Below are 13,054 nucleotides of genomic sequence, written 5' to 3' on the forward strand. Positions count from 1 at the left end.
AAATTATTTTAGAAATAAGAGTATCAGTTCAACAATTATTGGTGGTTTATAAAGTCAAAATTTGGGGGTTTTACGATCGTTGATCATGCCGAAACGCTCCAAGTAACACAGAATAAAGTGTATGGAGAACTTGCAAAGAACAATTTATCTAATTTCTACTATCGAAAAGCAGAGATTTGAAAAGTAGTCAAGTATAAATAAAGCTACATAATATCCCTTTTATAATATCCGATGGATATTCAGGTTGAAATTAAAGTGTAATACGAGCGACAGTATGACAAACTTCTCTTATGAATAGTAAAAAGCGACAGCATAAAATTTTTTGCGTTTTCTGCTGTTCTTTTTATGTCAGATTTAAAAAGTTTTCTAATTAATTTTTAAAGTATTTACATTGCAAAATTAAACCGCTGCCATGGTTTGGTCAATTGTGCGATTGTTTCACAAATTCTTAAAAGGGAAAGCGCTTATTAAAAGTGCTTTTTCAAAGTAAGACTTGACTATTATAAAAAAATCACAAGAAAATTGTCGTGATGTAATGTAAAACACAGCCATTTTGCAAATGATTTCTTTGTTGACATATAAAGGTAATTCATTTATTATGTAATCGCATTAAAATATACTAATATATCAGAATAAGGATTATATAGTGAAAGGAAAAACAATTATATTGTATGTTTGTTTCTTTCCAATAAGTTAAGGGAGACGTTGATAAATGACTTTGTTAAATAAAGATTTTCTGTTAACGAATGAACCGGCAAAGAAGCTTTTCCATGAGTATGCTGAAAAAATGCCGATCATAGATTTCCATTGTCACTTGAATCCGAGAGAAATTTATGAAAATAAAAATTATCCAAATTTAACGCGAATTTGGATAAATGATGGTGATTTTGGTGATCACTATAAATGGAGGCTAATGAGAGCGAATGGAGTCCCAGAAGACCTGATCACTGGTGATGGAGACGAATACCAAAAATTAGTTGCTTGGACAAAAACGATCGAAAAAGCGATTGGAAATCCTTTGTACGAGTGGACGCATCTTGAACTGCGACGTTTCTTTGGTATCAAAGATACATTGACGTCTAGGAATGTTGAAGAAATATGGAATAAAGCTAATGAAGACTTGGCTAAAGATGACTTTAAACCGCGGAGTTTGATCAAAAAATCTAATGTAAAGGTGGTTTGTACAACAGATGATCCAGCTTCTAACCTGCACTATCATGAGCTTTTGGCACAAGAAGAGCAGGAAAATGGTTTCAAGGTATTGCCAGCAATGCGCCCGGATAAGGCATTTGATATTACCAACATTTCATACGGGAACTACATCGTAGCACTAGGAAATGCAGCAAACGTAACGATCACAAGTTTTGATGATTTAGTTGACGCCTTTAAGCAGCGTTTCAAATTTTTCCAAGAACATGGTGGCAGATTATCAGACCATGGCTTAAATACCTTTCATTTTGTAAAGGTCGATCAAACTGAGTTGGATGGGATCATAAACAAAGGAATTAAAAATGAAGAGCTATCGCAGCACGAGGTCGATGCTTATACGACAGGCCTGATAGAAGCATTGATGCGTTTAAACAAAGCATTTGATTGGACAATGCAATACCATATCAATGCCACGAGAAATGCAAATAAACCGATGCTTACTAAAGTTGGTCCAGATTCTGGTTTTGATTCAATGGGAACACAATCAGACATTGCTGCACAAATAATGGATCTGTTTACGGATATGCAAAATAAAGATAGTATTCCGAAGACGATTTTGTATTCACTTAATCCAAATGATTGGATGCAACTGGCAACTGGAATGGGAGACTTCTATGAAGGTGGTGTCCAAAAAATGCAGTTAGGTTGTGCATGGTGGTTCAACGATACTCGCGAAGGTATGAGAAAACAACTCACAACAATGGCACAGCAGAGTTTGTTAGCTAATTTTGTCGGAATGCTGACCGATTCACGGAGTTTTCTTTCTTATCCGCGGCACGAATATTTTAGACGCGTATTGTGTGACCTAATTGGCGAATGGGTGCAACGTGGTCAGTTGCCAGAAGATTATGAGTATTTGGGGCAGATAGTAGAGGATATTTCATATAATAATGCTAAAAATTATTTTGGCTTCTTAAATAATTGAGGAGGAGTGTCTTTTGACGAATAATGAAACACAAGTTGTTTTCGAAAAAAAAACTACAAAGTATTCGGTTTTGGTCGTTATTGTTGCGGCAATAGGTGGGCTTTTATTCGGATATGATCAAGGTGTTATTTCAGGGGCACTTAACTTTATTCAACACACATTTCATATGTCTTCTGGTATGTTAGGCTTTGTTTCTGGATGTATCCCCTTTGGAGCGATGTTTGGATGCTTATTAGCTGGCTGGTTGGCGGATAAATTTGGACGTAAACCCGTCCTTTTCACATCAGCCTTATTATTTATTTTTTCGAGTTTAGCATGTGGTTTAGCGACCCATATCGCATTTTTAATTACCGCTAGATTGATTGGTGGTATTGGTATTGGAATGGTCTCCACTCTAGTTCCACTTTATATCGCCGAAATAGCTCCCCAGAAAATACGTGGGACTATGGTTGGCGGATATCAACTTGCGGTGGCATTGGGGATGTTTATTGTTTACGTTATCAATTCTCTAATTGCTAATACACATTCTTTAGAATGGAATCAGAATACGGGTTGGAGAATGATGTTTTTTGCTGGCGCAGTTCCTGGTCTGATATTCTTTGTCCTGTTGTTTTTAATTCCTGAAAGTCCACGCTTCCTTATCAAAAATGAAGAAGATGACCGCGCTAAAGACGTTCTGCAAAACATATATGGCCCTAATTATCCCACAAGTGAAATTCATAGCGAAATTAAGGAAATACGTTCCTCTATTTTTGAAGAACAAAAAGGTTTTTGGGGAGAATTGTTTAAAAAGGGTTTCCGGATGGCGCTTTTTGTCGCAGTTATGGCTGCGGTTTTTCAACAATTATCTGGAGTCTCAGCGGTTGCGTACTATGCTCCTATGATATTTAGACAGGCAGGTGCTGGCAATGAAGCTTCATTAATTGAAACCGTTCTGATTGGACTAGTGAAAGTTGTTTTTGTTGCTGTTTTCATGTTTTTAGTCGATAAAATTGGTCGAAAGAAATTATTGATCTTAGGTGGAGTTGGAATGGCAGCTTGTTTGTTTATTCTAGCGTTCTGTTTTGAACAGAATCCAATTTCTCGAACTCTAGATATTGTCATCATTTCTATGATCGTTTTGCATACTGTTTTCTTTGAACTTTCATGGGGAGGTGGAGCTTGGGTATTAATTTCAGAAGTTTTTCCAAATCGTATTCGTGGACGAGCTTCGTCACTCGCATCCTTCGCATTGTGGGCAGCTACGTATGGCGTAACTCAATTATTTCCGATGATGTTAGGTAAGTTTGGGAGTGTAATGACGTATATTATTTTTGGTTCGTTTTGCGTTATTATGGCCGTATTTACCCACTTCTTTATTGAAGAAACTGCAGGTAAATCCCTGGAACAAATTCAAAAATCGCTATAGTATACAAATGCATTCTCTTTGTAGCCTAACTCCGTTGAGCGGTTTTTTACAATGTTCTTATAAAGCAAGCGACCGTTTCACAGCTTGTAAAAGTGGAATGTCCGCGAGAAACTGATTGGCCGCGTAAAAATACCGCCTAAAGTTTTGGAATTATTTTCCTGGCGTTGGATTAGGACCAACAAGTCATAAGCGAGAAATGTTAGTGCCACATAGCCACACAAAACGTCATAATTCTGGGTTTGGGGCTGGTCATACTGCAGAGATTGTTTTAAAGTTTTGAAAACACATTCGATCTGCCATCTCTGGGTATATAATTGAATGACTTTTTCCGGTGTCAGACTAGGTTTAGAAGTTGCCAAGGCGATATAGTGTCCCTTGTCCGTTCGATTTTGAATAAAGACTATTTTTAAGCGCAAGTGGTCCTGGTTAGCGAACTCAACGACCGTACTGTAGAGATAGTTGTCATGAACGCAATATTTTAAGCCTTTAAAGCGTTGAAACAACATTGAACACTATAATGACGCCCGCGATAGATAAAATAAGTTTTTGTGATGTTCTTAAACGACCGACAGCAGCGAGACTTAATTCTTGAAATTTTTTGAAAGCTTTGTGATAGGCATAACAACTGGCAAAGAGAACATAGCTGGCTTTGACCCCGGTTTTTAGAACTTTGAGCTACTAATTAATTCAACGGCGAATTATTTATGTGCCGTTTAGCTTGGGCATAACACTGAGCCGCCAAAGTACGCTGGTCAGCTGTTTGTGGTTCACGGTCGAGCCGATTTTTAGCTTTCCAGATGACTTTAAAGCAAACTTCAAGGGTATGGGAAAATATTGCCGCCACTCCATCCAATCGTCAAACTCCGAAAACCCTTGACATATCACGGCTGTTCTTGCGGTGCAGCATGATCATAAACATTCGCTAACAGTTCAGTTTTTTTCGAATGAGCTCGTTTGAATAAAGTGTCGTCAATGATCAGGGCCACTTTTCGGCTCAAGTCGTTAAAGGGACTGAGTCCCGTGATCTGGTTACGTCCTGCCAAGCTGACCAGCCACTGCCAGTTGATATGGCGGTCATTTAAAAAGTTACGGATCGTTTTTTCGAAAAAGCAGTTGGAGTGGCGTCTCGGTTCAGGGTCAAACGTTGGAACAAGGCTAGTAAAATTCAGCTGACAAGTTTGGTCAGCTTGCTCCCGCGGGCACAATAATCATTGGACCGACGTTACACTTGGGCGAAATTGATCACCTGCAAGAACTTACGAAAACGTGCAATTAAAGTGGTTTTATTTTGAGCTGATTGTTGTATATTGGAAGTGGACATAAATTACTCTCCCTTATTAGTTTTTGACGACTTAATTATAGGATGCAGAGCAATTTGTGTCTATTTTATTAACAAAAATCAACGATACAACAATGAAGTGCCCTATAGTTGTTAGTTTCTATGTCTAACAATTGTGGAGCACTCCACAAGCCCGGTTATTTTTTAACTTTCAACCTTTAGGACTTTTATTTTAAAAGTGGGAAGGTACACGCGTGTATAGTACCAATAGTTATTGTTTTATTTGGTTTATATCTTTCAAATTTAAAAGCGCTTTTAGTTCATTATTTTTAAATAATATGTCGTGATATTTATCACCCATGATAAGTAGTGATAGCCTTGTATTTTGGTTGATATTTTATGGGAACATGGTAAAAGCAAGAACAAAAACTTATTTGATAAAACTTAAGAAGCTATAACCCAAATGTATATTGTATAAAATCTTGTTATTGACAACGGTTTCATTTATGTGATACGTTTAACTTGTTGAATAGAAAGGGGTAATACGGTAATGAAAGCAGCAAGAATTTATGGCAAACAAGATATTCGGATCGAGGATGTTGATATTCCTGAACCTAAAGATGACCAGGTACAAGTTAAAGTTAAGTTCGTAGGGATCTGTGGTAGTGATATTCACATGTATTCAGAAGGACTTTCTTTACCATATGAAAAGAATCCTTTGTCTGGTAAGACAGTTCCGATCACCGAAGGACATGAATTTTCTGGTCAAGTAGTTAAAGTTGGTCAGAGTGTGCAGGATGTCAAAGTTGGTGACAGGATCGCGATCGAACCTATCTTGGCTTGTGGTCATTGTCGGAATTGTATGAAAGGTATGTACAATTATTGTTTGCATGCTGTTGGACGTGATGGTAGTGGAAACTTTATTGGTGTTTCAGACGATGGTGGTATGGCTGAATATGCTAATGTTCAAGCTAAGTTTGCACATAAGTTACCTGATGAAATGGGCTTTGATTTAGGAGCTTTAGCTGAACCAACTGCCGTGGCTTATGAAGGTATCAAGCGTAGTGGTTTGATCGAAGGCCAAACAGTCGCAGTTATGGGTGCTGGACCGATCGGTTTATGTACTGCTGTTTTGGCTAAGATCGCTGGGGCAACAAAAGTTTACATTTCCGATGTTTCAGACGTTCGCCTTGCTAAGGCTAAAGAAGTTGGCATTGAAAATACATTGAACCCAACAAAAGAAGATGTTGTTGAAAAGATCCATGAAGATCTGCCTGATGGTGTGGATATTAGTTTTGAATGTGCTGGCGTTCAAGCTACATTTGATACAGCTGCTCAAGCCACGACTGTAACTGGTTTGATTCAAGTTGATGCTTTATTCGGCAAGTCGATCGAGCTTGATATTAATGATGCAATTATGAAAGGCCATAATATCCATACGACCTTAGGTTATGAAAATGCCTTCCCAATAGTTATCAATATTATCAATAACAACCAAGAGACTTTCCAGAAAATGATCACAAAAAAGATTCCTTTGAATGAAACTATTGAAGGGATCAAGTCATTACAAAATGACAAATCACAAGTTAAAGTTATGATCTCTCCTGAAATGTAACATTGGCCCATAAATTAAGAAAACAATAATTCTATCTTTGTGGGTAGAAGGGCAATAACTTCAAGAAATACTTTCTTTTATCGTTTTTCGATGGAGGGGGGTATTTTTTAGTATAATAAATTGTTTTAAAGAAGTGTAAGTTTGCTACAATGTTCATAGGTATTGTTGCTGTTACATAATTAAAGGTCCCTTAAATTAAATACTGATTTTGTTTTGAACTGGTACTGTTCAATATTTGTCCGATTTGCTGGAGGGTCAGGATGAAATTAAACGATTTAAATTACTTTTGCTATCTGTGTAAAGTTGGCAGTTTTACTGAAGCTGCAAGGCACTTTGACGTTAGACAGCCAACTGTGACTTTAGCGATCAAACGGTTGGAAAATAGCTTACAAACGCAGCTTGTGTCCCGAGATCACTCACAAAATTTCTTGAAAATAACGCCTTCGGGAAAAATATTATACGAGCATGCGGATAAAATTTTGAATGAAGTACACCTTGCCACCGTTGAGATCGATAATTTTTCTAAAGAGAAAATAAGGTTTGGCCTGCCTCCGATTATCGGGAATCTGTATTTACCACTAATAGCTCCTGAATTGAGTGAAAACAGTTTGTTGCAAAGCTTAGTTGTGGATGAATCAGGTTCTGAGCAATTGACAAATGATCTTTTGAACGGAAAGATAGATATTGCTTTGCTGGGTAGTTTTGCACCAATAAACGACTCGCGACTAGCCGCAACTAAGATCACCGACAGAGATTTTGCAATTATTTCTTCAAATAAGCACTGGTTAAAAAAGTATGATCAAATATCTTTCGCGGATCTAAAGAATGAGAAGTTCATAACATTGGATAGTAAATTCATCCACCGGCAAGTTTTGGAACATTATTCAAATGAGGTAGGGTTTACGCCAAATATTGTTTTTAAGACTCAAAGCATTTCAATTTTAAAAAGGATGGTTGAACAAAATTCGGGGGTCGCATTACTTGTAGGAGACGCGGTCGCTTTAGGAGATAAGTTAAAGAGTACCCCGCTGACAGCTACGTTTGCTGAAAAATTCAATATTTCAATTGTCACTAGGAAAAATTATCTTTTAAAGGACCGGGAATGGGAACTTGTCACCCAGTTATTAAAGATCAAAGATAAACTAAAAAGTTAATGAACAAGCCAAGAGGAAGGAGCCTGTTGGCTTTTTAAATATTGTGAAAAAATAATTATTTTTTATTGTATAAAACTATATCTGTGAAAATTAAGTGACAAATGCCTAGTTTAACAGAGTCATAAATTAAAATTATAACTCCTGTTACGTTTGACTATACGCTATTTTCACCGCTATTATTAAATTGTAAAGAAAGGAGTGCCCATTTTAGTTTTTACTAGTTTATGTGAATAAATTAACACATAAAAATTTAAACCGGGTGATTTTATTTAAAAATGATAAACGTGATCATGTAGAAGTTCTGACTTTTGTTGTTATGTAATATAAGACATTATAGGAGGTCAAGTATTATGGCTAAAGATATTAGAATAGAAGAAGACACACTAGGAAAAGTTGAAATACCTGCAGCTGCTTTATGGGGACCCCAGACCGAACGGAGTAGAAATAACTTTCCGACAGGCAGTTACATTCCGTTAGAAATTATCAAAGCACTTTTACAGATCAAAAAGGCCGCTGCTCAATCAAATGAAAAAGAAGGCCAATTGCCTGAAGAAAAAACTGGGCCTATTATCAAAGCTGTAGATTCTTTGTTGGATCTTTCTGATGAAAAATTGCGTGCTGATTTTCCACTTAAAGTGTATCAAACTGGTTCGGGTACTCAGACGAATATGAATGTCAATGAAGTTGTTGCACGTCTAGCAACTAAATTAGGTGATGGCACAGAGATCTTACCTAATGACGATGTTAACCGTGGACAAAGCTCTAATGATATTTTTCCAACAGCAATGAATATGACTGCCAGTGTGGCTGTCAAAGATCTGGAAAAAGCAGTTAGTCATTTGATCGATGAATTAAAAGTTAAGCGAGACAAGTATTGGAAGGTAGTTAAAGTCGGCCGGACTCATTTGCAGGACGCAACACCGTTGACATTTGGACAAGAAGTTAGTGGTTGGGTCAGCATGTTAGAACATGATCTGTCATACTTGCAAAAATTAGATGATACTTTACTTGAATTCCCTATGGGTGGAACTGCTGTTGGGACTGGTTTGAATGCGGACCCACATTTTGCTGCAAACATCGCAGACAAAGTGAGTGAAATTTATGGTCTGAAGTTTGACGCAGATACAAATAAATTCTATGGCTTGGAAGCACACTCAGGCTTGAATGTTGTTCATGGTGCAATGAAGACCTTGGCTGCAGATTGTATGAAGATCGCTAATGATGTTCGTTTCTTAGCTAGTGGACCGCGTTCAGCTTATGGTGAATTGAATATTCCAGCTAATGAACCAGGGTCATCTATCATGCCAGGGAAGGTCAATCCAACGCAAGCTGAAGCAATTACAATGGCAGCCGTTCGTGTCATCGGAAATGACGTTGTTGTAGACATGGCTTCCTCACAAGGTAATTTTCAGCTGAATGTTTACAAACCTGTTTTGATCCAAGCATTCCTTGAATCGGCTGATTTATTAACAGGGACGATTACAGGTTTTGCTGACAAGATGATACACGGATTAACAGTTAATCAAGAAAGAATGACTGAATTAGTTAAAAATTCTTTGATGACTGTGACAGCTTTGTCACCACATATTGGTTACCATGATAGTGCCAAAATTGCACAGGATGCAGACAAGAACGGCACGACATTAAAAGAAGCAGCCTTGGCATCAGGCAAGTTAACAGAAGAACAGTTTGATGAATGGGTAGACCCGTTAAAGATGACGAATATCTAAAAACAGGGTAGAGTGAAGCGGCAGAAAGTGGGCATTATCGTAGTCTAGTCATACAGCGCCAAAATCGCATTGTATGACTAGACTGGGGTAGGCGGAACTTTCTGCTTCATGGAACCTAACTAAGAAAACAGAGTGAAGTGTGGCGCTTAGAAAGTGAGCACTAGCAGATCTCTCCGCCATATTGCTCTTTTTGCAATGTAGTGGGGAAATTAGCTAGGTGGAACCTTCTGCCACACGGAACCCGACTATAAACAAGGTGGAAGTCAGGTAACGATCCTGACTTACCGGGTCAACAAAGAACATGATTCCTACTTTATAGGGGAGGAAATTAAAAAATGGCGAAATATATTTTTAAGCCAACAGATTTAGCAAAATTAAAGGATAACTATGACTTAGTGATCATCGGTTCCGGTGGAACTGGGATGGTTGCAGCATTACAAGCGAAAGAATTAGGGCTTTCACCGGTCATCTTGGAAAAGATGGACAAGATGGGTGGAAATACAAACCGTGCCTCTTCCGGTATGAACGCTGCTGAAACAGATCTTCAGTTACAGCATCATATCGTTGACAGCTTTGGAGACTTTTACCAAGAGACTCTTAAAGGTGGTGGCGGTTTAAATAACAAAGAGATGTTGGATTATTTCACTTCTCATGGTGCCTTAGCTATCGACTGGCTGGCTGATCGTGGGATCGTTTTGAATGATATAACGATCACTGGTGGGATGAAGATCAAGCGGACTCATCGCCCTGCTAACAAAGCTGCGATCGGGGGTTACTTGGTAACTGAGCTCTTAAAGCAGATCGAAAAAGAAGAAATTCCATTGTTTGCAAATGTAACAGTAGATAAATTATTGGCTGATGATGAGCAGGTCAAAGGCTTAAACGTTAAATTGCCAAATAATGAAACAAAGCAAATCAAGGCTAAGGCAGTCATTTTGGCAACTGGTGGTTTTGGGGCTAATAAAGAGTTGATCAAACAATACCGGCCAGACCTCGATGGCTATGAAACAACTAACCAAGTCGGAGCAACGGGCGACGGTATTGAATTAGCTACTGGGATCGGAGCAGGTCTTGTTGATATGGATCAGATCCAGGTTCATCCAACAGTCCAGCAAGATACAGGACATGCCTATTTGATCGGTGAAGCAACCCGTGGCGAAGGGGCAATTCTCGTTAATGCCCAAGGGCAACGTTTTGTAAATGAATTAGATACGCGCAAAAATGTGACAAATGCCATCAATGCTTTGCCGGAAAAGAGTGCTTATTTGATCTATGATTCTGGTATCCGTGAAAGTGTACCGGCAATCAATTTTTACGACCACATTGGTTTAGTTAAACATGGAGATTCTTTAGCAGATCTGGCTCAAAATATTGAGATCGATCCTGACAAACTTCAAGCAACAGTTAGCGATTGGAACAAGGCAGTATCTGCCGGAAAAGATAACGATTTTGGTCGTGATTCAGGGATGGATCGTACTATCGACCATGGTGGTTATGAGGCAATCCACATTGCTCCAGCTGTTCATTATACGATGGGCGGACTTAAAATTGATGCTAAGTCACACGTGTTAACAGAAGCAGGTACTCCGATCGCTGGGCTATTTGCCGGTGGTGAAGTAGCTGGTGGTTTACATGGTAATAATCGTATCGGTGGTAATTCTATTGCCGAGACTGTTGTTTTTGGCCGTCAAACCGGACAGCAGGCGTATAAATACTTGGCAAGTTTGAAGTAAATCGAAATTTGATCGTGAGCTATTCATACGTGTTTATAAGTTAGTAAAAAGTAATAAGTCTTAAACAGCTAAACTAGGGCAGTGTACTTTTTCTTAAAGACAGTGGCCTGTTAAAAAGGGAGGCAAGCGACAAAAAATGCTTGTTTTGTTTGCAGTTTTTCTTTTTTGAAAAAGTATGGCCTTTAGTTTAGCTGTTTTTTACTAAAAGTCTGCATCTAGCATTCGGTATTTGGAAGAAGTTCACTGATCAAAATAACAATAGAACTATCACGAGGAAAGGTGATATATGTGTTATTGAGTAAGGAACAGTATAAAAAATTCTTTTGGCCAGTTCTAATTGGACTAGTCTTATGGTTCTGTACGCCGTTACGTCCAGCAGCCCTATCTGTTGCGGCATGGCGAATGTTTGCAATTTTTCTGGCAACGATCGTTGGCTGTATTACTCAACCTTTACCGATCGGTGCGGTTTCTATCATTGGTTTCGTGGTCTTGACTTTAACTAATGTCGTAGATATCGATACTGCGGTCGCTGGTTTTGGTAATAGTAGTATCTGGCTGATAGCAATGGCTTTCTTCATTTCCCGAGGGTTTATTAAAACTGGTCTGGGACGTAGGATAGCCTTGAATTTTGTTTCTTTGTTTGGTAAAAAGACTTTAAATTTAGCCTATTCGATCATTGGTGTTGATTTGGTATTAGCGCCTGCAACTCCAAGTAATACAGCCCGTGCGGGTGGGGTTGTTTATCCGATCATCGAGTCTTTGGCTGATGCTTTTCATTCTAGTCCAGATGACAATGAATCACGTAAGAAGATCGGTTCGTTTTTAGTTTTTGCAGAGTATCATGGAGATATTATTACTTCGGCTATGTTTATGACGGCGATGGCAGGGAATCCTTTAGCTCAAGCCTTTGCCAGCGACGCTAATGTCAATATTAGTTGGATGTCTTGGTTTTTGGCAGCCTTAGTGCCTGGTATTATTTCCTTGATTTTGATACCTTTCTTGATTTATAAAATGTATCCGCCAAAAATCAAAGAAACTCCGAATGCTAAACAATGGGCTGATGATCAACTCGAAGAAATGGGCAAATTCTCTACTTCTGAAAAAATCATGACAGGTATCTTTATCTTAGCACTTATTTCATGGATGACGGGAAGCTTGACCAATATTGATGCAACCACTACAGCGTTCGTTGCACTAGGATTATTGCTGTTGACCGGAGTTTTAAACTGGCAGGATGTTTTAAAAGAAACTGGTGCCTGGAATACATTGACCTGGTTCTCTGTTCTCGTTATGATGGCAACTCAATTAAATAAACTTGGATTTATTCCGTGGTTTAGTAAATTGATCGTTGGCAGCTTAGGCAACATGAACTGGTTCTTAGTCTTACTGTTAGTCATCTTGATATATTTCTATAGTCATTATATGTTTGCTAGTGCTACTGCACACGTTAGCGCAATGTATGCTGCCTTACTCGGGGTATCGATCGCAGCTGGTGTACCGCCTTTGTTGGCTGCATTGATGCTTGGTTTCTTTGGTAACCTTGCTGGTTCAACGACTCATTATGCATCGGGCCCGGCACCAATTTACTTTGGCTCAAAATATGTAACGCAAGGTGAATGGTGGAAGATGAACTTTGTATTAGGTTTAGTTTACATGGTGATCTGGCTTGGTATCGGTACATTATGGACTAAAGTTATCGGGATCTGGTAAAAAAGCAGCAACTGAAAGTTCATTGACTATCTAAAGTTTGAAAATTAAATAATACAGAAAAGCCCCGTCGTATTGGGGCTTTTTGTATAAAATTTTCTGTAAAACTGCCTTGACCTATTTTTTGTTTAGAGACTAAAAGTAGTGATTTTGGTCATAGCTTCTTTAGCAAATTCAACGGTCTATCGGGTAAGGCAAGCGTCTCATTTCCACTCATTACTTTACATTTTTGCTAAAAAGTGCTGTATTTGAAGTGATAACTTCAAATAAAATACAGGGGAGGAAGCGAAAAAT

General features: G+C 38.4%; 9 protein-coding genes. 7 read left to right on the top strand and 2 right to left on the bottom strand.

Going from position 1 to position 13,054, the window contains the following annotated elements; all coding sequences use genetic code 11:
• Positions 1–712 precede the first annotated feature (712 nt).
• Entirely contained in the window at positions 713–2,134 is a 1,422-nt protein-coding gene (gene uxaC, locus AC3XNE_RS04575) for a glucuronate isomerase (protein ID WP_489833129.1), read from the top strand.
• Between the two features lie 13 nt (positions 2,135–2,147).
• Entirely contained in the window at positions 2,148–3,542 is a 1,395-nt protein-coding gene (locus tag AC3XNE_RS04580; protein ID WP_489833130.1) for a sugar porter family MFS transporter, read from the top strand.
• Positions 3,543–3,619: 77 nt separating this feature from the next.
• Here the strand turns inward: AC3XNE_RS04580 and AC3XNE_RS04585 are convergent, their stop codons facing one another.
• Together AC3XNE_RS04585 and AC3XNE_RS04590 are read right to left on the bottom strand one after the other, a co-directional pair.
• On the bottom strand, positions 3,620–4,048 hold the full coding sequence (locus tag AC3XNE_RS04585) for a transposase (protein ID WP_489833131.1): 429 nt from the start codon (positions 4,046–4,048) through the stop codon (positions 3,620–3,622).
• 375 nt (positions 4,049–4,423) lie between these two features.
• Entirely contained in the window at positions 4,424–4,585 is a 162-nt protein-coding gene (locus AC3XNE_RS04590) for a hypothetical protein (protein WP_489833132.1), read from the bottom strand.
• Between the two features lie 786 nt (positions 4,586–5,371).
• On the opposite strand from AC3XNE_RS04590, the gene AC3XNE_RS04595 reads away from it, so the two are divergent.
• The 5 genes from AC3XNE_RS04595 to AC3XNE_RS04615 all read left to right on the top strand — a co-directional run bounded on the left by AC3XNE_RS04595 (position 5,372) and on the right by AC3XNE_RS04615 (position 12,763).
• A complete protein-coding gene (locus AC3XNE_RS04595) occupies positions 5,372–6,436 on the top strand; it encodes a 2,3-butanediol dehydrogenase (protein WP_489833133.1) in 1,065 nt (354 codons plus the stop codon).
• A 260-nt stretch (positions 6,437–6,696) separates the two neighbouring features.
• The gene (locus tag AC3XNE_RS04600) at positions 6,697–7,590 is read left to right on the top strand and encodes a LysR family transcriptional regulator (RefSeq protein WP_489833134.1); all 894 of its coding nucleotides are present in this window, start codon (positions 6,697–6,699) and stop codon (positions 7,588–7,590) included.
• A gap of 350 nt (positions 7,591–7,940) precedes the next feature.
• On the top strand, positions 7,941–9,320 hold the full coding sequence (locus tag AC3XNE_RS04605) for a class II fumarate hydratase (RefSeq protein ID WP_489833135.1): 1,380 nt from the start codon (positions 7,941–7,943) through the stop codon (positions 9,318–9,320).
• A 335-nt stretch (positions 9,321–9,655) separates the two neighbouring features.
• Positions 9,656–11,053, top strand: coding sequence for a flavocytochrome c (locus AC3XNE_RS04610; RefSeq protein ID WP_489833136.1), 1,398 nt, complete (start codon positions 9,656–9,658; stop codon positions 11,051–11,053).
• Positions 11,054–11,341: 288 nt separating this feature from the next.
• Positions 11,342–12,763: an anion permease gene (locus AC3XNE_RS04615; RefSeq protein WP_489833137.1), complete on the top strand. Its 1,422-nt coding sequence runs from the start codon at positions 11,342–11,344 to the stop codon at positions 12,761–12,763.
• Positions 12,764–13,054: the final 291 nt, after the last annotated feature.

The sequence above is a fragment of the Ligilactobacillus sp. JN-6 (Y).1 genome, from assembly GCF_058111525.1.